General features: G+C 64.6%; 26 protein-coding genes. 13 read left to right on the forward strand and 13 right to left on the reverse strand.

All coding sequences use genetic code 11. The features are described 5' to 3' along the window. Positions 1-1,249, reverse strand: a 1,249-nt coding sequence (locus J4O73_RS19735; RefSeq protein WP_426220146.1) for a hypothetical protein, incomplete at its 3' end; no start/stop codon positions are given. Between J4O73_RS19735 and J4O73_RS19740 the strand changes: the two genes are divergently transcribed. The 6 genes from J4O73_RS19740 (at position 1,197) to J4O73_RS19765 (ending at position 9,623) form a co-directional block, all read left to right on the forward strand. Beyond that, the gene (locus J4O73_RS19740) at positions 1,197-3,449 is read left to right on the forward strand and encodes a YadA family autotransporter adhesin (protein ID WP_426220148.1); all 2,253 of its coding nucleotides are present in this window, start codon (positions 1,197-1,199) and stop codon (positions 3,447-3,449) included. The two genes, J4O73_RS19735 and J4O73_RS19740, sit on opposite strands and share 53 nt — an antisense overlap. A gap of 179 nt (positions 3,450-3,628) precedes the next feature. Further along, on the forward strand, positions 3,629-4,252 hold the full coding sequence (locus J4O73_RS19745; protein ID WP_426220150.1) for a hypothetical protein: 624 nt from the start codon (positions 3,629-3,631) through the stop codon (positions 4,250-4,252). Positions 4,253-5,095: 843 nt separating this feature from the next. Then, on the forward strand, positions 5,096-5,758 hold the full coding sequence (locus tag J4O73_RS19750) for an invasion associated locus B family protein (protein ID WP_426220151.1): 663 nt from the start codon (positions 5,096-5,098) through the stop codon (positions 5,756-5,758). 394 nt (positions 5,759-6,152) lie between these two features. Next, on the forward strand, positions 6,153-7,286 hold the full coding sequence (locus tag J4O73_RS19755) for a DUF2827 family protein (RefSeq protein ID WP_426220153.1): 1,134 nt from the start codon (positions 6,153-6,155) through the stop codon (positions 7,284-7,286). Further along, entirely contained in the window at positions 7,283-8,491 is a 1,209-nt protein-coding gene (locus J4O73_RS19760; RefSeq protein WP_426220155.1) for a DUF2827 domain-containing protein, read from the forward strand. The genes J4O73_RS19755 and J4O73_RS19760 overlap by 4 nt, the downstream gene beginning before the upstream one ends. 10 nt (positions 8,492-8,501) lie before the next feature. Continuing rightward, positions 8,502-9,623: a DUF2827 domain-containing protein gene (locus J4O73_RS19765; RefSeq protein WP_426220157.1), complete on the forward strand. Its 1,122-nt coding sequence runs from the start codon at positions 8,502-8,504 to the stop codon at positions 9,621-9,623. A 27-nt stretch (positions 9,624-9,650) separates the two neighbouring features. On the opposite strand, the gene J4O73_RS19770 is transcribed toward J4O73_RS19765, so the two are convergent. From J4O73_RS19770 to J4O73_RS19810, 9 genes are all read right to left on the reverse strand, one after another. Beyond that, positions 9,651-11,420 carry a complex I subunit 5 family protein gene (locus J4O73_RS19770; protein ID WP_426220159.1) on the reverse strand — a complete coding sequence of 590 codons (1,770 nt, stop codon included), beginning with the start codon at positions 11,418-11,420 and terminating at the stop codon, positions 9,651-9,653. Further along, on the reverse strand, positions 11,417-11,815 hold the full coding sequence (locus J4O73_RS19775; RefSeq protein WP_426220160.1) for a sodium:proton antiporter: 399 nt from the start codon (positions 11,813-11,815) through the stop codon (positions 11,417-11,419). Before J4O73_RS19775 ends, J4O73_RS19770 begins: the two co-directional genes overlap by 4 nt. Further along, positions 11,812-12,588 (reverse strand): MnhB domain-containing protein, encoded by a 777-nt coding sequence (locus J4O73_RS19780; RefSeq protein ID WP_426220162.1) that lies wholly within the window; start codon positions 12,586-12,588, stop codon positions 11,812-11,814. Before J4O73_RS19780 ends, J4O73_RS19775 begins: the two co-directional genes overlap by 4 nt. Beyond that, complete coding sequence (locus J4O73_RS19785) at positions 12,585-12,854, reverse strand: Na(+)/H(+) antiporter subunit B (RefSeq protein WP_426220164.1); 270 nt, start codon at positions 12,852-12,854, stop codon at positions 12,585-12,587. Before J4O73_RS19785 ends, J4O73_RS19780 begins: the two co-directional genes overlap by 4 nt. Then, on the reverse strand, positions 12,851-13,135 hold the full coding sequence (locus J4O73_RS19790; RefSeq protein ID WP_426220166.1) for a monovalent cation/H(+) antiporter subunit G: 285 nt from the start codon (positions 13,133-13,135) through the stop codon (positions 12,851-12,853). Before J4O73_RS19790 ends, J4O73_RS19785 begins: the two co-directional genes overlap by 4 nt. Continuing rightward, positions 13,132-13,383, reverse strand: a complete 252-nt coding sequence (locus J4O73_RS19795) for a monovalent cation/H+ antiporter complex subunit F (RefSeq protein WP_426220167.1) — start codon at positions 13,381-13,383, stop codon at positions 13,132-13,134. Before J4O73_RS19795 ends, J4O73_RS19790 begins: the two co-directional genes overlap by 4 nt. Then, positions 13,380-13,868: a hypothetical protein gene (locus J4O73_RS19800; protein ID WP_426220169.1), complete on the reverse strand. Its 489-nt coding sequence runs from the start codon at positions 13,866-13,868 to the stop codon at positions 13,380-13,382. The genes J4O73_RS19795 and J4O73_RS19800 overlap by 4 nt, the downstream gene beginning before the upstream one ends. A 153-nt stretch (positions 13,869-14,021) precedes the next feature. Then, positions 14,022-15,017 carry a phosphoribosylaminoimidazolesuccinocarboxamide synthase gene (locus J4O73_RS19805; protein ID WP_426220171.1) on the reverse strand — a complete coding sequence of 332 codons (996 nt, stop codon included), beginning with the start codon at positions 15,015-15,017 and terminating at the stop codon, positions 14,022-14,024. Positions 15,018-15,083: 66 nt separating this feature from the next. Continuing rightward, the gene (locus J4O73_RS19810) at positions 15,084-15,656 is read right to left on the reverse strand and encodes a TetR/AcrR family transcriptional regulator (protein WP_426220173.1); all 573 of its coding nucleotides are present in this window, start codon (positions 15,654-15,656) and stop codon (positions 15,084-15,086) included. 99 nt (positions 15,657-15,755) lie between these two features. On the opposite strand from J4O73_RS19810, the gene J4O73_RS19815 reads away from it, so the two are divergent. From J4O73_RS19815 to J4O73_RS19825, 3 genes are read left to right on the forward strand one after another with little or no spacing between them, the layout of a single operon-like run. After that, positions 15,756-16,874 carry an efflux RND transporter periplasmic adaptor subunit gene (locus tag J4O73_RS19815; protein ID WP_426220174.1) on the forward strand — a complete coding sequence of 373 codons (1,119 nt, stop codon included), beginning with the start codon at positions 15,756-15,758 and terminating at the stop codon, positions 16,872-16,874. Next, positions 16,871-17,956 (forward strand): efflux RND transporter periplasmic adaptor subunit, encoded by a 1,086-nt coding sequence (locus J4O73_RS19820; RefSeq protein WP_426220176.1) that lies wholly within the window; start codon positions 16,871-16,873, stop codon positions 17,954-17,956. The genes J4O73_RS19815 and J4O73_RS19820 overlap by 4 nt, the downstream gene beginning before the upstream one ends. 22 nt (positions 17,957-17,978) lie before the next feature. Next, positions 17,979-21,026, forward strand: a complete 3,048-nt coding sequence (locus J4O73_RS19825) for an efflux RND transporter permease subunit (protein ID WP_426220177.1) — start codon at positions 17,979-17,981, stop codon at positions 21,024-21,026. A gap of 9 nt (positions 21,027-21,035) precedes the next feature. Here J4O73_RS19825 and J4O73_RS19830 read toward each other — a convergent pair whose 3' ends face one another. After that, positions 21,036-21,173, reverse strand: coding sequence for a hypothetical protein (locus J4O73_RS19830; protein WP_426220179.1), 138 nt, complete (start codon positions 21,171-21,173; stop codon positions 21,036-21,038). Positions 21,174-21,300: 127 nt separating this feature from the next. Between J4O73_RS19830 and J4O73_RS19835 the strand changes: the two genes are divergently transcribed. The 3 genes from J4O73_RS19835 (at position 21,301) to guaA (ending at position 23,726) form a co-directional block, all read left to right on the forward strand. Beyond that, positions 21,301-21,687 (forward strand): hypothetical protein, encoded by a 387-nt coding sequence (locus tag J4O73_RS19835; RefSeq protein WP_426220181.1) that lies wholly within the window; start codon positions 21,301-21,303, stop codon positions 21,685-21,687. After that, positions 21,684-22,103, forward strand: coding sequence for a hypothetical protein (locus J4O73_RS19840; RefSeq protein ID WP_426220183.1), 420 nt, complete (start codon positions 21,684-21,686; stop codon positions 22,101-22,103). The genes J4O73_RS19835 and J4O73_RS19840 overlap by 4 nt, the downstream gene beginning before the upstream one ends. Positions 22,104-22,169: 66 nt before the next feature. Further along, on the forward strand, positions 22,170-23,726 hold the full coding sequence (gene guaA / locus J4O73_RS19845) for a glutamine-hydrolyzing GMP synthase (RefSeq protein ID WP_426220185.1): 1,557 nt from the start codon (positions 22,170-22,172) through the stop codon (positions 23,724-23,726). 3 nt (positions 23,727-23,729) lie between these two features. Here the strand turns inward: guaA and J4O73_RS19850 are convergent, their stop codons facing one another. Continuing rightward, positions 23,730-24,422, reverse strand: coding sequence for an SGNH/GDSL hydrolase family protein (locus J4O73_RS19850; RefSeq protein WP_426220187.1), 693 nt, complete (start codon positions 24,420-24,422; stop codon positions 23,730-23,732). Further along, complete coding sequence (tsaA, locus tag J4O73_RS19855) at positions 24,419-24,916, reverse strand: tRNA (N6-threonylcarbamoyladenosine(37)-N6)-methyltransferase TrmO (protein ID WP_426220189.1); 498 nt, start codon at positions 24,914-24,916, stop codon at positions 24,419-24,421. Before tsaA ends, J4O73_RS19850 begins: the two co-directional genes overlap by 4 nt. A 116-nt stretch (positions 24,917-25,032) precedes the next feature. Between tsaA and J4O73_RS19860 the strand changes: the two genes are divergently transcribed. Then, positions 25,033-26,526 carry an AMP nucleosidase gene (locus J4O73_RS19860; RefSeq protein WP_426220191.1) on the forward strand — a complete coding sequence of 498 codons (1,494 nt, stop codon included), beginning with the start codon at positions 25,033-25,035 and terminating at the stop codon, positions 26,524-26,526. The last annotated feature ends 1 nt before the right edge of the window (position 26,527 follow it).

The raw sequence follows: 26,527 nt of genomic DNA on the forward strand, positions 1-26,527 counted from the left end.
TCGGTTCCCTGTCGACAGGTCTGTCGAGCACGAACAGCAGCGTGAGCTCGCTGTCGACGGGTGTCGGGTCGATCTCGACGGGTCTGTCGAGCACGAACAGCAGCGTGAGCTCGCTGTCGACGGGTGTCGGGTCGATCTCGACGGGTCTGTCGAGCACGAACAGCAACGTGAGCTCACTCTCGACGGGTGTCGGGTCGATCTCGACGGGTCTGTCGAGCACGAACAGCAACGTGAGTTCGATCTCGACGGGTGTCACTTCGCTGTCGACAGGTCTGTCGAGCACGAACAGCAATGTCGGCTCACTCTCGACGGGTGTGACGTCGCTGTCGACGGGTCTGTCGAGCACGGCCAGCAATGTCGGCTCGCTGTCAACGGGTGTGACGTCGCTGTCGACAGGTCTGTCGAGCACGGCCAGCGACGTCGGCTCGCTCTCAACGGGTGTCACTTCGCTCTCGACGGGTGTCACGTCACTATCGACGGGTCTGTCGAGCACGGCCAGTAACGTTGGGTCGCTCTCGACGGGTGTGACTTCACTGTCGACGGGTCTGTCGAGCACGGCCAGCAACGTCGGCTCGCTCTCGACGGGTGTGACTTCACTGTCGACGGGTCTGTCGAGCACGGCCAGCAATGTCGGCTCGCTGTCGACGGGTGTGACGTCCCTATCGACGGGTCTGTCGAGCACCGCCAGCAATGTCGGCTCGCTATCGACGGGTGTCACATCGCTGTCGACGGGTCTGTCGAGCACGGCCAGCAATGTCGGCTCGCTATCGACGGGTGTGACGTCGCTGTCGACGGGTCTGTCGAGCACGGCCAGCAACGTCGGCTCGCTCTCGACGGGTGTGACTTCACTGTCGACGGGTCTGTCGAGCACGGCCAGCAACGTCGGCTCGCTGTCGACGGGTGTGACGTCTCTGTCGACGGGTCTGTCGAGCACGGCCAGCAATGTCGGCTCGCTGTCGACGGGTGTCACGTCCCTATCGACGGGTCTGTCGAGCACGGCCAGCAATGTCGGGTCTCTGTCGACGGGTGTCACGTCCCTATCGACCGGTCTGTCGAGCACCGCCAGCAGCGTTGGCTCGCTCTCGACGGGTGTGACGTCGCTGTCGACGGGTGTGACGTCTCTGTCGACGGGTCTGTCGAGCACGGCCAGCAATGTCGGCTCGCTGTCGACGGGTGTCGTTTCGCTGTCGACGGGTGTGACGTCGCTGTCGACGGGTGTCGGCTCGCTGTCGACTGGGCTATCGAACACGGTTAGCAACGTCGGTTCACTGTCGACGGGTATCGGTTCTCTGTCGACTGGCTTGTCGACTACGGGCAGCACGATCTGGAGCCTCTCGACGGGGGTCACCTCTCTGTCGACCGGCCTCAGCAATACACTCAGTTCAATTGCCTCTCTTTCGACCTCGATTTCGACTTCGCTCTCAACCTCACTCAGCAACATCGCCGCGAGTGGTACTCAGTCCATCTCCACCAGCCTCAGTAATACGACAAGCTCGGTCGCCTCGCTCTCAACCAGCATTGCGACACTGAGCCAAAATGCTCTGCTGCATAATGGAACGTACTTCGACGCATACCGCAACGGAGTCGCGCAGAAGATCACTGGCGTCGCTGCGGGCACAATCAGTGCATCGTCCACGGATGCAGTGAATGGATCTCAGCTCTTTGCGGTCGATAGTAGGGTGTCGGATCTATACAATACTTACTCGCCGAATGCGGCCGGAAACACAACGATCGCCATCGGCGCTGGCGCCAATGCCTCAGACACAACCGCAACAGCGGTCGGTGTCCGCACAGATGCAAGTAAGGGTTACTCGACCGCTGTCGGCTATATGGCCAGCGCCTCCGGGACTGGTTCGACGGCAATCGGTGCGGGCACCAACGGCGCCGCTCAAGCTTTGGGTGAAAGCAGCATCGCGATCGGTAGTCAGTCACTGGCCACCAGCTCCAATGATATCGCGATCGGTACCCAAGCATCAGCGAATAGCTTCGGTGTCGGCTCCGCTGTGTCCATTGGTTTGGGCAACGTGGCGAAGGGCGCGGGTGCGGTCGCGATCGGCGATCCGACCTTCGCGATTGGCCAGGGCGTCTTCGCCGCCGGCTATAACTCTGGCGCCTCGTCGGATGGCACGATAACGGGTGGTGCAGCGGATGGAGCGGTGGCCATCGGCAACGAGGCCATCGCAGTTGGGCAAGGGAGTATCTCTCTTGGCTATCACACCAATGCTGCGAACACCGGCGCCATTGCGATCGGCAACGAGGCCGTCGTGGCATCGGGCGCGACCTCCGGCATTGCGCTGGGCTCAGGTGCGACGGTATCGGCGTCGCGTAGTATCGCTTTGGGCGATGGATCGATCGTAACCGCGCCGGTGGCTGTTTCGAGTGCCACGATCAACGGAACTACTGTCTCCGGCTTCGCTGGTATCGCTCCGATCGGGACCTTCTCCGTGGGGTCTGTCGGGAACGAGCGGCAGATCCAGAACGTAGCTGCCGGACGGATCAGCGCCACCTCAACCGATGCGGTGAATGGAAGCCAGCTCTACGCAGTGGCGCAAGTCGTCGCGCAACTGTCGACCAGTGTCGCAGGCGGTGGTGGATTGCCCGGTATGACAACCCCGTCACTGTCGACGGCGTTGAGTTCGGCCGGCAGCGCGGTTGCCGCGATATCGTCTGGTTTGTCCAACACCGCGAGTTCCGTTGCGGCTCTCTCGACAGGATTGAGCAGCACGGCGGCTTCGGTCGGGTCGCTATCGACCGGACTTGCCGGCACGAACAGCACGGTTGCAAGCCTTGCGAACGGCGAGGTCGGGCCGCTGAGATATGGCACGGGAGGATCCGGCTCGGGAGGGAACTCGGGCTCGGGCTCAGGATCCGGCAATGCCTCGCCGAACGATCTGTTCCTGCAGCCTCAATCAGGATCGGGTCCCGTTGTTCTTCACAACGTGGCGGCCGGTCGCCTGGCGGCCGACTCCAGCGAAGCGATCAACGGCGGCCAGATGGTTGCACTCGGCAACAGCATCGCAACGGCTCTGGGTGGTGGAGCGACGCTGGATACGGCGACCGGTCAAGTCACGGCGCCGGCCTACAAGGTGCAGGGATCGACCTACACCAGCGTTGGCGGCGCTATCACGGCGCTGGATGAAGGCCTGACGTCCTTGCAGAACAACATGTATGCCGTCACGGCATCCCTGCAGACGCAAATCACGCGAAACCGCAATATCGCGGCGGGCGGCGTGGCCTCAGCCTTCGCGATGAGCCAGATGCGGTTCACAGATCGCCCAGGCTCGCAAAGCCTCGGTATCGGAACCGGCTTCTATGACGGTCAAGGTGCCATGGCGGTTGGCTATGGGTTCACCTCTGAGGATGGCGCGTGGCGCGGTACGGCTTCGCTCTCGTACTCATCGGCAATCAACAAGATCGGTATGGGTGCCGGCTTGTCCTATAGCTGGTAGTTACCGGATGGATCGGGCACGGGAATACGTGCCCGATCCCCACTCGTCGATGGCGAGGATAGCGAGCGAAACGTCCAAATCTCGCCTTAGCAAGGTAATGCAACTTCAGATTTAACCATCGATGTCTAACAATTGCAAGTAAAAGTTTGAAATTGCAGGTCTGTGTGCTATTGAGGGCTATGCAGCGCTCTCTTCTCATCGCGGTGGTGGCAGCATTCGTCTTCACAATCTGTGGCGATGAGTGTCTTGCCCAATCAGCGGTGGCAACTCCGGCGATTGATACGAGCATCTTCAAGGACGGGGCAGTTGAAGATAAACACTTCAAATTCGATGACTGGGCAGCCAGCTGCCGACAGATCGTAAAAATTAAGAAAAGAGTCTGTAATCTCTTATCAAACGTCGTGAATTATCGCGGAAACGCTGAGGGATCTGTCATTATAGCGTCTACAGATACTGGTATTCCGGCTATGATGATTGCGCTATCCCATGATCTGACCGAGGGTAAGCCTATCGCCGTTCGAGCAAGCTCGATTGGTAGAGTCGACGGCAAGGTCGTGAAGGTTGAGTTCGAAACAACGACTCGGCCCATGATCTGCGATACAAGTTGCAAGTATATGTTTCCCCTGGATTCGAGATTGATCTTCATTCTCAACGCTGGTGATGCGGTCTCGATCGCCTCTCCAGCTCAGGATGAACCGAAAGAAAAACCTCGTAACGACAGACCAAAGCAACTCATCAAATCTTTCACGATATCTGGTCGTGGATTCGCTGACGCTCTCTCGCAGAGTACTAAGGTTTGGTAGTCCTGAACAAAATCCAATTCGTCATTGGACACGACGTGCTGTAGCGCTTCTCCTCGCAGAATAATTGCGGTGACATTGGGGCGCAATGGTTTGTTGGCGAATGACGAGCGGGCCCTCAACGGGCCAGTTGCCCCGCGACAACGAAAGTCGAGCAAATGGTTAAGCAAAACATTCTGTTTGTCATCTTCGTCTCCCTGACAATCAATATTATCGCCTTGACAGGGGCAAATATCTATTCCGCGGTATCAAGTATTCCTCCGCGAAATAATTTCGAAATGATTGAGTGTGGCGACGCTGCTGGGCATATTCATAAGTGCATTCGCATTGACCCGAAGGCCGGAGAGATCAACGACACTTCAAAGGGTGCAAGTTACCGTGTGATCTACGGGCATTGAGACAAGACTGAATAGTGCAGCTGTGGCGCCCAGTAAGTTCCTTCGAAAGGCTTGAGCATGTCGAACCCTTTTCTGCAATTGCGGGCCTTCCTCATCATTCCCTTGGCGTTCTTTTCCCCAGCGGGTGCAGGGGTTGCCATGGCTCAAAGCATGGAAGGTCCTGCTCCTGCGGTGCACGGAGGTGCGACGACTCGCGCTCAGCCTGCGACCAAATCCGTCGCGACACAAAAGCCCAAGGTAAGGGCTTTCGCTCAAGGTTCAGCGGAATTCGACATCATTCCCTGTGCTGATGCGAAGGGCGTCGTCCATAAATGTATCAGGATCGACCCCGCTGCGGGTGAAGTCAACGATACGGCTAGGGGCGCAAGCTACAGGATGATCTACGGGCACTAAGCGTGCCGCAGAGTCCTTGCGTCTCGTACATCATTGTCAGTCAGGATCGAAAGCCATGAAGCGCTTATTCAATCGTGTGCCGCTCGCATTGGGTTGCCTTGGAACCTTTTTAGGCGCGCCTGTCCTCGTTTCGGCCCAGGAGCATCCCGCTGTCAATTCCGCACCGAAGCTTCACCGGACCGAGCAGAAGCCCAAAGCGCCAGAGCGTGCGACCCTGAAGCCTGCACCAGCTCCCGCACCGACTGCCGCTGCAGCACCTGCCCCCGCGCCCGCCCCGGCCGCTTCGAAGAACGAGACGGCGACCTTTCAGGGATGGTCGGTGTCATGCACGCCGCTCGGCGCTACTGGGCAGTCGCGGACGTGTATGGCGAAGACGACAGTGATCAAAAGCAAAGAGGATCCGCGTCCCATCGTCTTCATGAACATTGTGAAAGCCGAAGGAAAATCAACACTCGTCATACAGACCCCGACGGGGATCGATCTTGCGCCCGGCGTTATGCTCAAGATTGGCGATGCAGCGCCGCGACACCTCAACTATGTCAGCTGTGAGCCGGCTCTCTGCTCCGCGGCAGTTCCGATGGACGAGGCTCTCACTCGTGAAGTGGCAGAGTCTCCCAAGGCCAGTGCTTCCTGGGTCGGGCTCGGTGTTGGCGAAGTTCGTGTCGAGTACCCATTGCAAGAGTCTCGCAATACGATCGCGTATCTTGCCTCACGCTGAGATCGATGAGGCTACAACATCAACGGAATGATGTGCATACCAATTCGTCTGCCGATCGGAATGGTCGGCGGCGGACAGAAAGTCGAAATGTGAGGTTCAGCGAGGCGCAGCATGTCGCATAAGATGCTGTGCAATATCAGACATAGCAAACGCCGCGTTTGATTGAGGGGGCGCCGATCGCACATGAATTCGCGCAGTCGCATAGGCTGCGGTGGATTTGTGGCGCGCTCGCGCTCTCGAGATGAGGCGGCTGAGGAGTGCTGAAAATGCGGCTTCTCGGGTCGTCTCGGCTTCTGTTCGTGGTCAAGGACTAGTTCCGCCGGCGCTCAAAGAGCGGCTCTTCTGTTCATAGACGATTGTCCGCACCGCATTGTGCGGCCCGTAAGGATCTAGGATGCGTATCGGCATCTCTATCATGACCGGAAGCAAACAACATGTTTGGAATAACGGTCTTGTCCAGAACATCTATCATTTCGCGGCTCTTCTGAAAGCGATACCGTTCGTCGAACAGGTTTATCTCATCAACTGTGGAGACCACGATTTTCATCCGAATGGTTCGGACGAGCAGGCCACGTCTTTGCCGCTGGTCAGGGCAGCGGACGCCCTGGATCTGGTCGATGTGGGCATCGAGATGGGCGGGGCAATCGATGTCGAGTGGATCCGCCGGCTTCGGTTTCAGGGCGGCAAGTTCATCTTACATTTATGCGGTCAGCCCTACGTCTCGTTGATTGAGCCTACAGTTTTCGGCCGCCAAGGCTTCTTTATCGAGGCGGAGCGGGCCGATGAGATTTGGCTCCTTGCCAAGGACATGATCTTCGCGCCGATGCTGCGGACGATCCATCGGTGTCCCGTCTACGAAGTGCCCTATCTCTGGGCGCCGAGGTTCCTGGATCGAACGATCGAGACGGCGGGGAATGGGCAACCTTGCTACGGTTACCGCCAGGGCTCGCTCAAGCGGGGAACTGCTCGCCCCGCCATCTTCGAGCCCAACCTATCGCCGATCAAGATGGGGCTCATTCCTTACATGATTTGCGATGCAGTCGAGCGCCGCTCGCCGGACATGCTCGAGGATGTGACATATCTCAACGGCGACGGTCTGATGACGCATCCGACGTTCGTCCATTTCATGCAGAACTCGGCCGTCTATCAGGCGGGGAAGGCCCGGATTACGGGACGTGATTACTTTGCCCATGTCATGGGTCGTGGGTCCAATATCGTGGTGAGTCATCAGCTCAATTGCCCGCAAAACTACCTTTATCTGGATGCCCTCCATGGTGGCTACCCGCTGATCCATAATTCTCCGCTGTTCGAGGAGGTGGGCTATTACTACGAGGGATCGGACGTCATGGCAGGGGCCCAAGCTCTCCAGCAGGCGATCGAGACCCATGACGATAACCTGGATGCCTACACAGGGCGCGCAAAGCGCGTCGTGGATGGCCTGTCACCGTCCGCAAAGTCGAACGTCGATCATTATGCCCGCCGTTTGGTGGCGCTGACGAGTGCGAATGCGACCCGGAGGTCGGCATGACAGAGACGGCAGGGGCGCAGGATCGAGGCCGTTCCAGGCGGTTGCGTGTGGGCGTCACGCTGTTCCTGCGGGACGAGCGTCAGTCAATCTGGGAAAACGGTATTTTTCAGAATAGCTTCTTTCTCTTGGAGACGTTGCGAAAGTCTCCGCTCGTCGAATGGAGTTGCATCGTGGCTTCCGGACCGGGGGATCCGGCGACGGCCAAGCATTTCCTGTCCGGGGCGGAGGCCAGCGTCATCGATCTCACCGAAGCGATGGAGACCCTGGATGTCGTCATCGAATTGAGCGCCCAGCTTGATCCGGAATGGGGGCATCGCTTCGTGGAGCGGGGAGGGCGGATCGTGGCGATGCGGGTCGCCAGCGACTTCGTCATCGACGCCGAGCGCATGGCATTCGGCCTGACGCCAGGTCTGTTGATGTCAGGTGTGCCCTATCACGAGGTGTGGACGCTGCCGGCTTTCGAGCCGACCTGCCGGACCTACTACGAAATGGGCTTCCGGGCGCCCGTCCGGATCATGCAACACCTGTGGTCGCCTGTCCTTCTCGAGAAGGGAGCCTCGGAGGCAGGCCAATACGAGGGGCTGCGTTACTCGCCCGGACGGTCTCGCTGGCGGGTCGGGGTGCTCGAGCCGAATCTCTGCTCCGTCAAGACATGCCACATCCCCATGCTGGTCTGCGAAAGCGCCTACCGGATGTCGCCGAAATCTCTTGAAGCGCTGCGCGTTTTCAATACAGACAGCGTTCGATCGAACGAGGTATTTACAAAATTCGCTCGTTCCCTCGATGTGGTTAAGAATGGTAAAGCAAGTTTTGAAGGACGCTTCCCGATCTTTCACTTGCTCGGGTCGTATGTCGATGCGATCGTCTCGCACCACTGGGAAAATGCGCAAAACTATCTGTACTACGAAGCGATATACCTGGGTTATCCGCTGATCCACAACTCGCATCTACTCGACGGATGTGGGTATTCCTACGCCGACTTCGATCCCGAGGATGGTGGCCGCGCCTTGCTGCAGGCTTTCTTGGAGCACGATCGAAGCCTCGGGACCTACATGTCCAGCGGGCGAAAGCTGCTGTCCAAGCTCGAGCCGACTTCGGAGGCGAATGTCCGCCTCTACAGCGATGCCATTGCCGGGCTGTTCGATCCGGATCGCCGTGCTGACCCGACGTTGGCCTCTCGCCGGGCGCAGGCGGAAGCGGTGTGAGGTTTCAGCGATGACACGGCGACCGCTGACAATCGGTATTACGATCGGCCTCCGGGATCCTGGAGAGAGCCTGTGGCTGAACGGGATCAAGCAGAACGCCCTGTATCTCGCCAAGCTCTTCCAGCACTCGCCCCTGGGGCACCGGGCTATTCTCCTCAACACGACGGCCGTACCCCTGAACGCGTCCCTTCCCTGGGACTGCGCCCAGTTCGAAACCCGGCCGTTCGAGGAGGGTTGGGAGGGGCTCGATGTGTTGATCGAGCTCGGCGGACAGATCGATCCCGATCAGACAGCGCGTCTGAAGCGCCAGGGAACGAAGATCGTCAGCTATTGCTGCGGACCGGAATACGTCCAGAACATGGAGGCGATGATCTTCGGTCGCCCGCTCTATGACTCGATCTTTATAAACCAGCATTATGATTGCGTGTGGATCATCCCCCAGGTTTGGGATCTGAATCGCGGTTTCTTCGAGACCTTGCGTCGATGCCCGATCCAGGCGGTGCCGTTTGTATGGGATCCGATGGCCCTCGAGGCCGCGACGTGTGATCTACCGCATGGCGGCGAGTATCGACCCGGTCATGCGGCGAAGCGCCTGACCGTGATCGAGCCCAACATCGACGTGATGAAGTTCTGCCTCTACCCGGTCTTCATCGCGGAGCGGGCTTACCGGCAGGCCCCCGATCTGGTGCAGTTTCTCCATGTCGCCAACGCGGATCGGCTTGCGCGGGAAAACCGCGAATTTGCCATGCTCATGCACCACCTCGATTTGATCCGCGCGGGTCGGGCCTCCTTTATCGGGCGCGTCACGACGCCGTATTTTCTGGCGGAGCACACCGATGTGGTCGTCTCCCATCAATGGGGGTTACCGCTCAACTATCTCTATCTCGAGTGCTGCTGGCAGGGTTTTCCGTTGATCCATAATGCCGAGATCGTACAAGATCTCGGATATTACTATCCGGCTCACGATCTGGAGGCGGCGGCCGAAGCCCTGCTCCAGTCCCTCCGGCATCATGATAGCGGGTGGCAGGCCTATCGCGCGGACCAGCGGAAACGGATCGGCCGCTTCCTCGCAACGGATCCCGGGCTCGTCGCCCGCTATGACGATCTTCTGTTCAACCTCGTGGATGGCTGAAGGCTTGGCTTCCCGTCGCGGAAGCGATCACGCCATGGCCAATGCACCGGCCATGAGGGCAAGGCCGAGGGCGAGCCACGCCACGTAGTCTCCGATCAACCCGCTATGCAGAGCTTCAAGTGCCCGTGCAGGCGCGGATTGGGTCGCTTGGAGTGGCCGAACCACCGCGCCGGGCAGGCGCTGCCGGAACAGCGCGTAAGCCGCGAGCATCAGTGCCGCGGCGACGGAAAGCCAGCCCGCCCAGGCCGGTCCCTCGTGAAGGGCACCCGTCATCGTCCCACGGGTGAAAGCCACGACCGCGCCAGGTGCGAGAGCATGCGCCCACTGCGTTGGAATGGCGACGTCGAGCGCCAGCAGCAGGCAGCAAGGAGCGAGCATCAGCCAGAGGGGCCGATCGGCCTTCTCGCGTTCTTCCTCGCTCGGGGCATGGGCCTCGTCGCCGGGATCCTCGCCGAGGCCGAGGAAGATCCGTCCGGCCGCGCGCAACACGGCGCCGCCGGTGAGGGCGGCACCGGCGACATTCGCGGCCAGCGCGAGGGGGTAAGCCTCCTCAAGCGCTCCATGGAGAAGGCGTGAGCCGTAGTCGAGCAGCCCGACCGGCAGTCCCGCGAGGAGCAAGGCGGCGATCCCCATTGCGGCGCCTGCGGGCCCGATACCCCGTCCGAGGCCGCGTAGGGAAATCTCGTCGATGCTCGCACGCGTCGCGAGAAGGATGCCCGCGATCATGAAGAGCGCGCCCTTCACGAGTCCGTGGCCGACCACGTAGACGAGGAGCCCCCCGGTTCCGGAGGAGGACAGCGCGCCGATGCCGGTCAGCATGATGCCGGCATGGGAAATGGTGGAGAAGGCGAGCAGCCGCTTCAGGTGTCGCTGCAACAGGGCCATCCAGCCGCCGATGACGGCGCTGATAGCGCCAAGCCCGATCATCAGGGTGGGAACGGCCTCCCGGATCTGAGGCGATCCGGCGAAGACGAAGGCGGTGAGTTTGGCGAGCCCGAACACGCCCATCGACACCATGGCACCGGAGAAGATCACCGAGACCGGGCTCGGCGCGACGGCATGCGCGTCGGCGAGCCAGAACTGGAACGGCACAGCCGCGCCCTTGATCATCAGCGCCGCTGCGACGAGGCAGAAACCTCCGGCCACGACGGGATCGCGCCCCGCATGGGCGACGGCATAGGCGATTCCGGCGAAGTCCAACGTCTCGGCGCGGGCGTAGAGCAGGCCGATGCCCCCGAGCATCAGGAAGCCCGCAAGGCTGTTCACCACGGTGAAGTTGAGTGCGCCCGCGAGTGCCGATTCTTCAAGGTGGTAGGCGGTGAGCGCAAAGGCGGCCACGCTCATCACCTCGAACCACACGAACAGGTTGAAGAGGTCGCGGGTGAAGCAGAACCCCACCATCGCGGCCAGGAACAACAACATCAGAATGTGGAAATGCCCGTGCGTTCGGCCGAAGAAGCCCCAGGCGAAGACGAAGGTGAGGGTGTAGAGCAGCCCGATGAACGCAGCGATCCAGCCGCTGGCGGCATCGACCGAGAAGCCGATGCCCAGCGCGACGCCATCGCGCGGCTCCCAGCCGCCAAACCAGTAATCGACCGTGCCGTCTCCGGCCCGCGAGGCAATGAGGGCGCACAGAGCCGTCACTGCGAGGGAGGCGAGAGTGGCGAGGATATCGGGCAGGCGCCCCGGCAGGAGATGGGCCGTTGCGAGGAGGGTGGCGCAGACCACCAGGGGCACGGCCACCGGCAGGGGGACGAGGATCGCCGTCGGCCAGGCCGCGAGCAGGATGCCGCTCATGGTGCGGGTTGCTCCGCGTTGGGTTTGGCTTTCTCCGCCGAAGGGTCCCCCCGGCGCCGCAGGGGCTTCAGGTGCTCGGGATCGAGGGTGCCGCTGCGCTTGAAGATCTGCACGGTCAAGACGAGCAGCAGGGCGGTCAGGGTCGCGCCGACGACGATGTCGGTGAGAACCAGGGCCTGCATCACCGGGTCAACGGCGGGCGTGCCGGGCGGGTGGTCGTAGAAGATCGGCGCGATGCTGCCCCAGCGATAGCCCAGGCCGAGCAGCAGCACATAGGTGGCCGATTGGCAGACCGAGAGGCAACCCACGAGGTGGATCAGGTTGCGGCTGGAGGCGAGGCCGTAAAGTCCAGCCGCGAAGAGCCACGCGGCGACCGCGTAGGGAAGCCAGGTCACGCGGTATCCTCCCCCGGCTCTTCCGGGCCATCGGATTCCCGCGTCTCTTCGAGAAACTCGAGGAAGAGCTGCGTGAAGCCGCCGCAGACCGCCAGGGCCACGCCCGCGTTCTCGATGAGCATCAACCCGCCGGAATAGAGATCGCGAAAGGTACCGAGGGGCAGCACGTTCTGCATGAAGGCGGCGCCGGTCAGCATCGGCGCAAGCCCGCACAGGGCGAAAAGCAGGGCGCCCCCACCTTCCATGGCATCGAGCCAATGGCTGCGGACGACGTCGCGCCACCCGGCATAGCCCTCGCCGAGATAGGCGAGCAGCGTTCCCGAGGCGAGGATGACGCCGCCTTGAAAGCCGCCACCCGGCGTCACCGTGGCGTGGACCACGATGTAGAGGCCGAACAGCATCAGGAGCGGCCCGGCGAGGCGGCAAGTCAGCACGACGGCCTCGGAGCGGGGCAGAATCGCCCGGCCGGGCAGGCGCATCGCGCGGTCCGTGGTGGATTCCCCGCGACGCCCACGCAGCAGCACGACGGTGCCGGTGATGGCGGCGAGGAGCATGAACTCCTCACCCAGCGTATCCAGCCCGCGCAGATCGAAATTGATGGCGCTGACCATATTCGCCACGTGCCGTTCGCCCGGGACGATGGCGTTGATGCGCTCGCCATAGGCGGCAATGGTCGCACCGAATTCCGGAAGGCGGCCGATCACGGCGACCGCGCCGGGCAGGAGGCCCGCGAGAGCGGCCCCGAGGAGGGCGAGGCGCAGGCGCGGGCTCACTTCTCGTTGCCTTCCCCGTTGGCCTGCTCGATCCGGCCCGCCCGCACGGCCATGAGGGCGACGAGAAACAGGAGCGGCACGGCGACGGCGCCGACCGTGAGTTCCGACAGGGCGACATCCGGCGCCTGAAGGGCGGTGAACAGAATCGCGAGGACGATTCCGTTGGCGGAAATCGCGAAGATCTGGCGATGCGGATCGCGCACCAGCACAACCGCCGTGCCCGATGCGGCTGTGAGCAGGAACAGGAGGCCGAGCAGGATGCTCACGCGGACCGGCCTTCTCGCAGGAGGATGGCCCGGCCCGCTGCGTGCGAGATGACGGCACCGAACCCGACGAGAAGCACGGTCAGCAGCAGGATCTTGAGGGAGCGCACAGAGATGCCGTCCGAGGCGAAGGTGGCCGCGGTGACGAAGGCACCCGCCGCGATGTTGAGGAAGGACACCGCATGCAGCCTGTCGAGGGCGCGGGGCATCCGCCACAGGGCGAGCGTCGAGAGCCATGTGGTCGCGACGGCGAGGCCGAGAAGAGCCGCAATGATCACCGTCATATCCACCGCTCCATGAAGACGGAGATCAGCAAGGTGCCGGGCAGCGCCAGGAGTACGGCGGTGAGGGCGAGGTCGATGACCGACGCTTGGTCGGTGGCGAAGGTCAGCAGCGTCAGGATCGTCACGCCGATCGTCGTGGCGAGCTGGTAGGCCGCGAGCCGCTGACCGGGTCGTCCGCGCCACGTGAGCGCCGTGCTGAGGACGAGCGGAGGCATCAGGGCCAGGATCGCGAGAATCCAGACGCTCATCGCCGTGCCTCGCTCTCGCTCAAGGAGTGCTCGACGATCCCGGCATCGCCGCCCTTCTCGCGCAGGACGAAGCTGTCCGGTGCGAGTGACTTGGCGATCAGGCCGAGAGCACGCTCGGCCGGGGCATCCGCCGTCGCCCAGGCGCTGTCGGCATCGCGCTCGTAGGTCGTGCGGCCCGGTGGGGCACCGTGAAGGATAAAGCCGAGCAATTGCCGCCCCACATGGAACGTCGCGCCGGGCAGGGCGAGCAAGGATTGCCAGACCGGGCGCAGGAAGCCCGTCCAACCGGAGAACCGCATGCCGCCGCCCCGGCCGCCCAAGGCCCACCAGATGCAAGCGAGGGTCGCGGCGCCCGCGCCGGTTGCCGCCTCGTCCAGGCTGAACGAGCCCGCGAAGAGCATGTAGAGCGCGAACAGCACAAGCCAGGCCGCTGCGGTGGTGAGGGCGAAATGTCCGGGTTTCAGAGCGGTGGAAGGCTGGGACATGCCGAAAGCGCCACCGGTTCTGGAGATCGGGCGGCCCCCGACCACCGGCAAGCCTGGCGGCACAATCGAGCAGTCGGCTCAGGGTTCCGCCGGGATAGGGGCCCTCATCGCCGTCTGACTAAAATATGATCGAGCCGCCCGCCGCCATCGCGATCAGGCTTTCGGCGCTCCATCGCCCCGGAGATAGGCCGCGATGTTGCGGCGGATGCGCTCCAGCGGGTTCTCTGCGGTCTCGGGCAGGGGGAATGCCTGTCCGGTGATGGTCTCATAAGCGCGGATATAGACGGCGGCGGTCTCAAGGATCACCTCGGCGGGGATCTCGGGGATCGGGTCCTTGTAAGGATCGCAGCGGGCGACCACCCAATTGCGCATGAAGTCCTTGTCGAAGCTCTCGGGGCTTTGGCCCGCCGCGAACCGCGTGGGGTAGCTCTGTGCGAACCAGTAGCGGCTGCTATCGGGCGTGTGGATCTCGTCCGCGAGGACGATGCGGCCTTCGCCGTCCAGTCCGAACTCGTACTTGGTGTCAGCGAGGATCAGGCCCCGCTCGGCTGCGATCTCCTGACCGCGTGCGAACAGGCCGAGGGCGGCCGCGCTGACGGTCGCCCATTGCTCGCCGGTGAGCAGGCCGCGATCGAGAATCTCGGCTTCGGTCAGGGGCTCGTCGTGGCCGCCATGGTCGGCCTTGGTGGTCGGCGTGATGATGGGCCGGTCGAGCTTCTGGTTCGGGCTCATCCCGTTGGGCAGGCGGTGTCCGTACATCTCCCGTTCCCCCGCCTTGTAGCGGGTGAGGATCGAGGTCGAGGTCGTGCCTGCGAGGTAGCCGCGCACCACGATCTCCACGGGCAGGATGGAGAGCCGCTGCCCCACCACCACGTTCGGGTCGGGATAGGCGAGAACGTGATTCGGGCAGATGTCGCCGGTGCGCTCGAACCAGAACCGGGCCGTCTGCGTCAGCACCTGTCCCTTGAAGGGGATCGCCGCCAGGGCGATGTCGAACGCGCTGATCCGGTCGGAGGTGATGAGGATGCGCCGCCCATCCGGCAGATCGTAATTGTCCCGGACCTTGCCCCGGTAATGGTTCGGCAGTTCGGGGAGGGTCGCCTCCTCAATCACGTGCCGGACATAGGGGGCGAGGGCAGCGTGATCCATCATGCGCTCCGGGCGGGTGTCTCGCGATAAGCCTTTGCGCAGAACGGTGGCGGAAGGCCAGAGGGCTCACGCCTTCGCGGCGGGATCGTCCAAGGCTGCGATGCGGTCGAGGGCGGAAAACACGGCGTCGAACTGCTCCGGCGGGATGTCGTGCAGGCCCAGCGCCCGGCCCATGGCGATGCCGAGGATCGCGAAGAACGTGACGGATCCCGCGCCAAAGCCGCCTTCCGCCGCGGCCAACCTGTCCAGGCGTTCCGCGACGAAGCCGTTGTAATCGGCGAGGGCGGCCGGGTTCTCGATGGAGGCCACGAGAAGCGCGCGGGAAATCTCGTCGTCGGCGCAGAGGTTTTGCTGGAAATGCGCGACCATGGCCCGCGCGAGACTTCGGCGCTCCCCCGTTTCCGAAACTTCGCACTCGGCGATTCCCGTTCGCAGCTTGGCGAGCTTGCGCGCGACAAGCGCCGCCACCAACGCGTCCTTCGAGTTGTAGTGGTGCAGCACACCACCCTTGCTCAGCCCCGCTTCGGCGGCGACCGCGTCGATGGTGAGCCCGCGCGCACCGTTGCGCAGCAGCACGGCGTCCGCTGCGTCGAGGATGATCTCCGGTCGCTCCGCGAGCCGCTGGCGCTTAGGCTGCATGACGCTCCTTAGTTACCGACTGGACGGTATGTAGCAAAGGGATTATAGGGAGCAAAGGTTCTCTCGCCGCTTGGCGTTCGTCGCGGTGCTGCTCGCATCATGCATCCTCGCTGCAAGTTCCGCATCTCACTCGCCGTCTTCCTGGCGGCCCCATTCCTCGCCGCCGCTTCGCCGCCGGGGGACGAGGGACTCCTGCGCGTGCGTATCGCCGAGGCACGACGCACCTCCATGGCCGAGGATGTCGTCTTCAGCGGTGACATCCAGGCCCAGGCTCAGGTCAACGTCTCGTTCCGCACGAACGGCAAGGTCGCCAAGCGCCTCGTGGAGGTTGGGGACCATGTCGCGGCGGATCAGGTCATCGCCGAACTCGAGCCACTGACGCAACGCGCCAATCTCGATAACGCGCGCGCGGCGGTCTCCTCGGCCGAGGCGCAGCTCACGCAGGCGAAGCTGACCTTCGAGCGGCAAAAGCAACTCCTCAGCGGCGGGTTCACGACACGCTCGACCTACGACAACGCGGAGCAGGATCTGCGTACGGCCCAGGCCTCCGTCGAATCGACCAAGGCGGCCCTCGGCACCGCGCAGGAGCAGCTGAGCTATACCGAATTGCGTGCGGGCGTGCCGGGCATCGTCACCCGCCGGGACTTCGAGGTCGGGCAGGTGGTGCAATCCGGCCAAACGGTTCTGGTTCTCGCGCAGGATGGACCCCGCGACGCGGTGTTCAACGTCTACGAGGCGCTGACCGCGCGCCCGCCGGGCAACAAGGTCGTGGAAGTCTCGCTTCAGGCCGATCCTTCCGTGAAGACGGTGGGGGCGGTGCGGGAAATCTCCCCGACCGTCGATGCGTCGAGCGGCACGGTACGGGTCAAGATCGGGCTCGGATCGACGCCGCCCGCCATGAGTCTCGGCTCGGTGGTCGTGGGGCGCGGGACCTTCATTCCGCGCGACGTGATCGTGCTGCCATGGTCAGCTCTCTATCGTTACGAGAACGAGCCGGCGGTCTGGGTCTACGATCCGGCCAAGCGCACCGTCGCGGTGCGTAAGGTCGTCATCGATCGCTACGGGCCGAACGTCATCACCCTGAAATCCGGCATCGAGCAGGGTGAGCAGGTGGTGGTGGCGGGTATTCAATTCCTGCGGCCGGGCCAGATGGTGTCGGCCATCGCCCTCGGCGAGACGCCGCTTCAGGGTGCGGCCGTGACGGGCGAACGCCGATGAACCGTCTCCACCCAGCCGCACTGGTGATCGCCGCCCTCGCGCTTAGCGCGTGCAAGCCGACCGAGGAGGCGCATGAGGCCGCACCCGTTCGCCCCGTGCTGACGCAGGTGGCGCAGCCGAGCGACAGCGTCACATTCGGTCCCTTCGCGGGCACGGTCGAGCCGCGCTACCAGTCGCAACTCGGCTTCCAGATTCCCGGCCGCATGGTCGCCCGCGACGTCACGATGGGCGATCTGGTGAAGCAGGGCCAGCGCCTCGCAGCGCTCGATCCGGTGGTGTCGCGCTTCGATCTGACCCGCGCCGAAGCCGACCTCGCGGACGCGCGCGGGCAGGCCGAGAACGCTATGGCCGCCGAGGCGCGGACACGGCGCCTCCTGGCGGGCAATGCCGTGAGTCAAGCGGCGCTCGATCAGGCGGTGGCGAAGCGCGACACCACGCAGGCGCGCCTGTCCCAGGCGGAAGCGAGTCTTCAGAAGGCCCGTGACCAGATGGGCTACACCGAACTCAAGGCCGAGTTCGACGGCGTGGTGACCCAGCGTCTCGCGGAAGTCGGGCAGGTGCTGAGCGCCGGCCAGGGCGTCGTCACCGTCGCCCGGCCGGATGCCCGCGACGCGGTGGTCGATATTCCAGAAGACCTCGTCGGCGCCATGCCGGCGAATGGACTGTTCACAGTCTCGCTCCAGAGCGCGCCGGAAATCACCGCCCGCGGCCGCGTGCGCGAGACGGCGCCCTTCGCAGAGACCAGTACGCGGACACGGCGCATCCGCATGACCCTCGAGGATCCGAACCCGGCCTTCCGCTTGGGCGCGACGATCACCGTGTCCCTCAGCCGCGCCAAGCCCCGCAGCTTCGTGCTCCCGGCGACGGCGCTCCTCTACGAAGGCGAGCGGCGCTCGGTTTGGGTCGTGGCGGCCGACGGAAAATCCGTCACCCGGCGCGATGTGACGATCGGGCGGCCCCCTGAGAACCCGGACGACATTGCCGTGACGGATGGGCTGAAACCGGGCGAACGCGTCGTCGTGGCGGGCGTCCATTCCATCCGCGACGGGCAGGCCGTGCGCCTCGCCACCGCCGCGGAGTGACCGTGCGGGAGCGGGTCGGATCGTGAAGGATTTCAATCTCTCGGACTGGGCGCTGCGGCACCGATCGCTCGTCTGGTTCCTGATGGGCGTCTGCCTGCTCGCCGGGGTGATGGCCTATGGCCGCCTCGGCCGCGAGGAGGACCCGCCCTTCACCATCAAGACGATGGTGGTGCAGGCGATGTGGCCCGGCGCGACCATCACGGACACCCTCGATCAGGTGACGGACCGGATCGAGAAGGAACTTCAGCAGCTCAACGGACTCGATTACGTCCGCAGCTACACGACGCCCGGCCAGACCACGGTGTTCGTGCAGTTCCGCGACACCACCAAGCCGTCTCAGGTGCAGCCGGCCTTCTATCAGACGCGCAAGCGCTTGGGCGACATCAAGGGCCAATTCCCGGCAGGCGTGCAGGGCCCATTCTTCAACGACGAGTTCGGCGATGTTTACGGCAACGTCTACGCCTTTTCCTCGGATGGGCTGAGCTATCGGCAGCTGCGCGATTACGTCGAGAAGGTACGCACCGAGATCCTGAAGGTGCCCGATATCGGCAAGACGCAGATCCTCGGCGCGCAGGACGAGGTGATCTCCCTCGACTTCTCCCCGCGCAAGCTCGCCGGCTACGGCATCGACCTCCAGGCGATCACCAAGGCCTTGCAGGCGCAGAACGCGGTTTCGGCGTCCGGCGTGGTCCAGGCCGGGCCGGAGCGGATCTCGCTGCGCGTCAGCGGCTCCTTCGCCAACGAGACCTCCTTGCAGGACGTGAACCTGCGGGTGAACGACCATTTCTATCGTCTCGCCGACATCGCCGAGATCAGCCGGGGCTATGCGGACCCGCCCTCGCCGCTATTCCGGGTGAACGGCAAGCCCGCGCTCGGCCTCGCCATCGCCATGCGCCCCGGCGCAAATCTGCTGCATTTCGGCGAGGCGTTGAAGGAGAAGATGCACCGCATCGAGGGCGAGTTGCCGCTCGGTGTACAAGTCCACCTCGTGTCCGATCAGCCGCGCATCGTGGAAGAGGCGGTCGGCGGTTTCACCGAGGCGCTGGTCGAGGCGGTGGTGATCGTCCTCGGTGTGAGCTTCGTCAGTCTCGGCGTCCGCGCCGGCCTCGTCGTGTCGGTCTCGATCCCCCTCGTGCTGGCGATCGTGTTCGTCGTCATGCAGATCATGGACGTGACGCTGCAGCGCATCTCGCTGGGCGCCCTGATCATCGCGCTGGGCCTCCTCGTGGACGATGCGATGATCACCGTCGAGATGATGGTCGCGCGGCTCGAACTCGGGGAGTCCCTGAAGAAGGCCGCGACCTACGCGTACACCTCGACCGCCTTTCCCATGCTCACCGGCACCCTGGTGACGGTGGCGGGCTTCCTGCCCATCGGCTTCAACGGGTCGGGTGCGGGCGAATACACCTATTCGCTGTTCGTGGTGATCGCCGCCTCGCTCCTGATATCCTGGATCGTGGCGGTGCTCTTCGCACCGCTCATCGGCGTCACGCTGTTGCCGAAGACGGTGAAGCACCATGCCGAGAAGCGCGGCCTGTTCACCCGCGCCTTCCTCGCGAGCCTGCGCGTCGCCATGCGCTGGCGCTGGACCACGGTCGTTCTGTGCATCGGCCTCATGGCGGCGGCGATCGTTGGCATGGGGCATGTCCAACAGCAGTTTTTCCCATCCTCCGACCGGCCGGAGCTGCTGGTCGATCTCACGCTGCCGCAAAACGCCACCATCGCCGAGACCAAGGCTCAGATGGACCGGTTCGAGGCGGGGCTGAAGGGCGATCCCGATGTCGTCAGCTGGTCGTCCTATGTCGGCCAGGGCGCCGTGCGCTTCTACCTGCCCCTCGATCAGCAGCTGAACAACGCGTTCTTCGGTCAGATCGTGATCGTCACCAAGTCACTGGAGGTCCGCGACCGGATGATGGTCAAACTGCAGGCGCGCGCCCGGCAGGACTATGTCGGCACCGATGTACTGGTCCAGCCTTTGAGCCTCGGGCCTCCGGTCGGCCGGCCGGTGCAGTACCGCCTCAGCGGCCCCGACGTGCAGGACGTGCGCCGCCGCGCCCTCGACCTCGCCAACGTGGTTGCGCAGGATTCCCGCCTCGACGTGCCGACCTTCGATTGGAACGAGCCCGGCAAGGTGCTGCGCGTCCACATCCTGCAGGACAAGGCCCGTCAGCTCGGCGTGACCAGCCAGGACATCGCGGGCGTTCTGAATGGGATCGCGGGCGGCCAGAGCATCACGCAGGTGCGCGATTCGATCTATCTGGTGGACGTGATCGGCCGGGCGCGGGCCGCCGAACGCACTTCCCTCGACACGCTCCAGAGCCTTCAGATCGGGCTCGCCAACGGCGCGGTCGTGCCGCTGCTCGCCTTCGCCCGGATCGGCTACGAACTGGAACAGCCCATCGTGTGGCGCCGGGACCGGATGCCCACCGTCACCGTGCGGGCGACGATCCGCGACAACACACAGCCCGCCACCATCGTCGCCAACCTGAAGCCGGGCATCGATGCCTTCGCCAAGGCCTTGCCGGAGAGCTACACTTTGGCGACCGGCGGTGCCGTGGAGGAAGCCGCCAAGGGCCAGGGCCCCATCGCCAACGTCGTGCCGGTGATGCTGCTCATCATGGCGACGCTGCTGATGATCCAGCTACAGAGCTTCGGGCGGATGTTCCTCGTCTTCACCGTGGCGCCGCTGGGGCTGATCGGCGTGGTGCCCGCGCTGCTCCTGTTCGACAAGCCGATGGGCTTCGTCGCCATCCTCGGCATCCTGGCCCTGGTCGGTATCATCATCCGCAATGCGGTGATCCTCGTGACTCAGATCGAAGAGTTCCACGCCGAGGGCAAGACGCCGTGGGATGCCGTCTACGAGGCGACGCACCACCGGATGCGGCCGATCCTGCTGACGGCGGCGGCGGCGAGCCTCGGCCTGATCCCGATCGCCCGCGAGGTCTTCTGGGGGCCGATGGCCTTCGCGATGATCGGCGGCATCCTGGCCGCGACCTTCCTGACGCTGCTGTTCCTGCCAGCGCTCTATGTCGGCTGCTACCGGATCCGCGAGGAGCACAACCCGGCCTGAACGGCGGAGCTACCGGCGGCGGGCGGACACCTTGACCGCCTGCGGCTGGGGCTTTCGGCGGGCCGCGAGGAGCGCTGCGGCGAGGGCGGCCAGGACGGCCGGGGCACCGACGACGAGACCGGGCAACGCGGTGTTCAGGACCGCCATGGCGACACCTCCGAACGCTAAGGGTCAGGATCGCCGGAAGGGATTTAACGAAAGGTTACCGGACGGCGTTAACTGCACGTTTACCATCCCGGCACACCGATGCGGCTGGCGCGGATCGGGGGCGGGTATGGCAGGGCAGAGGGGTCCGCGACATCGCCTGGCCACGCTCGCCGGTCTCGCCATCCTCGTCGCTCCGGTGGCGGCCGAGGCGCAGGAAGCCCTATTCCTCCGCATCCGGCCGCAGCCCGATCCCACCGCCATCGGTGTCGGCGGCGGGGGCGATGCCGAACGCGCCGCCCGCGAAGCTGCCTTCGAGCGCAGCAATGCGCGGGCGCGCCGTATCATCGAATCGGTCTGCACCGGGTGCTTGGCACCCTGGACGCCGCCGCAGGCCCGGCTCCTGGCCAGTGCGGCCGTGCCTGAAATTCCTGCGGTCCGGGGGCTTGAAACGGACCGCCCCGGTGAGGCATCCGGGCCGACCTTCGAACCACCGATCCCCGAGAGGCGACCATGACGCAAGCGCACCCGACCAGCGGCGCCGAACCCGAGATCGACTGCCCCGTGAGCCTTGAGGTTCTGGGCAACGTCTACCGCGCCGACGATTACGACCTGCCGCTGATCCTGGAGCAGATCCCGCCCCTGAAGCGCGCGCAGTTCGCCGCCTATCTCTACGGCAAGAGCCACACGCACCAGCTCGGCCTGAAGGTCGCCCGCTCCTGCGATCGCGAGGATCTGATCCGCGTGGCGGGGGAGATCGGCGCGGTGATTCACGGGCAGGCCCATCTGAAGCCGTCCCGCCCGGCGGTGGACCCGGCTGCGGCCCTGACCAAGCACAAGCCGATGCCCGGCCAGAAGAAGGTGAGCCTCGCGGGCGCCGCGAAGCCCGCCATCAGCCTCGGCGGTTCGGCCAAGATCCGCAACTTCGACTGAGACCAGTCCCCAGACCGAGCGGGCATGCGCGTTGCGTGCCCGCTCCACGTCGTTTAACTGCCGCCGATGAATACCGACCACGACAAAATCCTGATCGTCGATTTCGGCTCTCAGGTGACGCAGCTCATCGCACGCCGGGTGCGCGAAGAGGGCGTCTATTGCGAGATCGTGCCCTTCACCAAGGCCGAGGCCGCGTTCCGCGAGCAGAAGCCCAAGGGCGTGATTCTCTCCGGCGGCCCCGAATCGGTGACCGTCGAAGCCTCGCCCCGCGCGCCTCAGCTGGTCTTCGAATCGGGCGTGCCGGTCTTCGGCATCTGCTACGGCCAGCAGACCATGGCAGCCCAGCTCGGCGGTGCAGTCGAAGGTGGGCACCATGCCGAATTCGGCCGGGCCGAGGTCGAGATCCTGGCCGATTGCCCGCTCTTCAACGGCATCTGGCACAAGGGCGAGAAATACCCGGTCTGGATGAGCCATGGCGACCGCGTGACGAAGCTGCCGGACGGCTTCACCACGGTGGCCATCTCGAAGAATGCACCCTTCGCGGCGGTGGCCGACGAGGCGCGCAAATATTACGCGGTGCAGTTCCACCCGGAGGTGGCGCACACGCCCCACGGCGCCCTGCTGATCCGCAACTTCGTGCGCGACATCGCCGGCTGTTCCGGCGACTGGACCATGGGCGCCTACCGCGAGGAGGCCATCGCCAAGATCCGTGAGCAGGTCGGCTCGGAGAAGGTGATCTGTGGCCTCTCCGGCGGCGTCGATTCGGCGGTGGCGGCGGTGCTGATCCACGAGGCGATCGGCGATCAGCTGACCTGCGTGTTCGTGGACCACGGGCTTCTGCGCCTCGGCGAGGCCGAGCAGGTCGTGGCTTTGTTCCGCGACCACTACAACATCCCGCTTGTCCACGTTGAGGCGTCGGGCATGTTCCTGTCGGCGCTCGAAGGGGTGTCCGACCCCGAGGTCAAGCGCAAGACGATCGGCCGCCTGTTCATCGACGTGTTCGAGGCCGAATCGAAGAAGATCGGCGGGGCGGCGTTCCTGGCGCAGGGCACGCTCTATCCGGACGTGATCGAAAGCGTGTCCTTCACGGGCGGCCCCTCGGTGACGATCAAGAGCCACCACAATGTCGGTGGCCTGCCCGAGCGCATGAACATGAAGCTCGTGGAACCTCTGCGCGAGCTGTTCAAGGACGAGGTCCGGGTGCTCGGCAAGGAACTCGGCCTGCCGGAGGCCTTCGTGGGCCGCCACCCGTTCCCCGGCCCTGGCCTCGCCATCCGCTGCCCTGGCACGATTACGGGCGAGAAGCTCGACGCCCTGCGCAAGGCCGACGCGATCTATCTCGACGAGATCCGTCAGGCTGGCCTCTACGACACGATCTGGCAGGCCTTCGCGGTGATCCTGCCGGTGAAGACGGTGGGCGTGATGGGCGATGGCCGGACCTACGACCATGTCTGCGCGCTGCGGGCGGTAACCTCGGTCGATGGCATGACCGCCGATTTCTACCCCTTCGACATGGCCTTCCTCGGCCGCGTGGCGACGCGGATCATCAACGAGGTGAAGGGCATCAACCGCGTGACCTACGACATCACGTCGAAGCCGCCTGGCACCATCGAGTGGGAGTGAGCCTCACCCCCCGCACAAAGCCGGCGCGAGGGCCTGGATCGCTGGCCTGAACTTGGCGAGGTGCAGCCCGTCGCGGAGCGCGCCGGGCTTGGCGAAGCCGGTCTCTCCGTCACGAAGATCGGCGAAGGGGTCGGTGTAGAGGCAGCCGAGCTTTCCGCAGAGCGCCTTCAATCTCTGCGAGTAGTCTCCCACGGCCCCGGCATCCACGAAGGCCGCGATCTCGCGTCCCACCGGGGGGAGGGCGGTGACGACCACGCGGTCGGTCACCGCTTGGAGGCCCCGCACGATGCGCTCGGCCGAGGTTTCGAAGCGGGACGCCGCATCGGTGCCGCGCGGGCGGTTCTTCAAGAGAAGATCGTTGGTGCCGATGGTGAGCGAGGCCGCTTTCGGGCGCACCGGGAAAGTGAGCTTGGCGAAGTACTCCGCATAGGTCGAGGAGGTCGCACCGCTCACGCCGCCATTGACGATGGGGATACCGCAGGGCCGCTGGTCGCCGGGTTGCAACTCGGTCTGTGAATCGCCCGCCAGGAAGTCATATCCGGCAGGCGCCTCGTCCAGAGCCACCTGCACGGCCACGACGCGCATCGCGGCGTAGGCGCGGGCATCCGCGGGGGCCCGGTGCGAGGTCCAGCCTGCGATGAACCCCGCCGCGAGCATCATGAGCGCGGCGAGGGCCGGAGCGATGAAGCGCTTCATTGATCGGCGCTCGCGCGGTTGACCTGGGCTTCGGGCCGGGAATCGGTCGTGGCGTAATAGGGTTTGATGTCGAGGAGCGGCGTCCCATCGAGGCAATCGAGGCCGCGTACCTGAAGGGTGTTTCCCTCGCGCCCGAGCAATTCCACCACCGACAGGGCGATGGGATTGGGCCGGGCCGGAGAGCGCAGGGAGAAGGTGCCACGTGGCCCGTCGGCGTGGCGCGGCTGCTGGATAAGGAGGCCGCGCGTCGCTCGCTCCATCCAATAGAGCACGATCAGGTGCGTGCAGCCGGTGACGTTGCCGAGCCCCGCCGCGTAGGCCGGGTCGACCTCGACCGTGCAGATATCCTGGGTTTCGAGCCCGTTCTTGGGGCAATCCGCGCGCTCGGTCCAGGGCGTGCGCAGGCGGCCGATGAAATGCAGGCCGGCATCGAACGACGCCGGCAGATCCGCCATGACCTCGCCGGGGCGCACCCCGAATTCGTCTGCCTGCATCGAGCCTGTCCTGCCTTACCGGGGTGTCGGCCATGGGGCCTGTCGATGCAAGGGCCCCCGAAGGACCGCCTCGCGCCCGCAGCGGCGACCGTGTAATCCGAAAGACCGGAGGAGAGATGATCGAACGCGAATTGCGGCCGATGCAGGCCGTCCAGAATGCCACCGAGGCAGTGGACCAACTGGTCGCCCTCTATGACGGTGCGACCTCGGCGCTGCGCGGCGCATTGGAGCGATATCTGGAAGGCGGCGCGCCGCCCGATGCTTCGGAGCGGCTGGCCTTCCGTTATCCGGAACTGCGGGTGACGCACCGGCCGGACGGCCCCTTGCCGCGCCTGCGCCGGGCGACTGCCAAGCTTCAGGCGGCGGGCACCTACGCGACGACGGTCACGCACCCAGCCTTCTTCCGGGATTACCTGTTGCGGCAACTCGAGCCGCTGGTCGCCGATTACGGCGTGTCCCTCGAAGTGGGCCTGAGCGCGCAGGAAATTCCCTATCCCTACGTGCTCGAAGCGGGGCTCGACCCTTCGGCCCGCTCGGTCGAGGCGGCCGAACTGGCGACCTACTTCCCCGTTCCGCTCCTCTCCGTCGTGGGCGACGAGATTGCGGACGGCATATTCGACATGGTCGAGGGCGAGCCGCGCCCGCTCGCCCTGTTCGACGGGGTGCGGGTCGATTACTCGCTGCGCCGCCTCGTCCATTACACGGGCTGCGATTGGCGGGAGGTCCAGCCCTGGATCCTGCTCACCAATTATCACCGCTATGTCGATCAGTTCATCCGGCACGGGCTCGAACGGCTGACGTCGGGGGAAGAGGGGTTCGAGCGGCTGGTGCTGCCCGGCGGCATCGTGGTGAAGCGCGAGGAGGCGGCGAATGCCGATCCGGCCGCGCTGCTCGCGGCCTCGCCCTGGCACAAGCATCAGATGCCGGCCTACCACCTCGTCTCCCGCGCGCCCGACGGGTCGATGCAGGGCACGACGCTGGTCAATATCGGCGTCGGACCGTCCAATGCGAAGACGATCACCGATCATCTGGCAGTGTTGCGGCCGGATTGCTGGCTGATGGTCGGCCATTGCGGCGGCCTTCGCCAATCCCAGACCATCGGCGATTACGTGCTGGCCCACGCCTATTTCCGGCGCGACCGCATCCTCGACGAGCTGGTCCCGCCGGATGTGCCGATCCCGGCGCTCGCCGAAGTGCAGGTCGCCCTGCAATCGGCCGCCGCCCAGGTGACGGGCGAGCGCGACGACGCCCTCAAGCGGCGCCTGCGCACCGGCACCGTCGTGACCTACGACGACCGCAACTGGGAGTTGCGCTTTACCCAGGAGCGCCGCCGGATCAACCAATCGCGGGCCATCGCGGTGGATATGGAAAGCGGCACGGTGGCGGCGCAGGGCTACCGCCTGCGGGTGCCGTACGGGGCGCTGCTCTGCGTCTCCGACAAGCCGCTGCACGGGGAGATCAAGCTGCCGGGCGCGGCCAATGCTTTCTACGACCGGGCGGTGTCGGAGCATCTGAAGGTCGGTCTTGCCGCCCTGGATGCGCTCCGCGCCGACCGGGCGGGGCTGCATTCGCGCAAGCTCCGCAGCTTCGACGAGCCGCCCTTCCGCTGAT

This window comes from Methylobacterium sp. NFXW15 (assembly GCF_049887755.1).
Classification (GTDB): domain Bacteria; phylum Pseudomonadota; class Alphaproteobacteria; order Rhizobiales; family Beijerinckiaceae; genus Methylobacterium.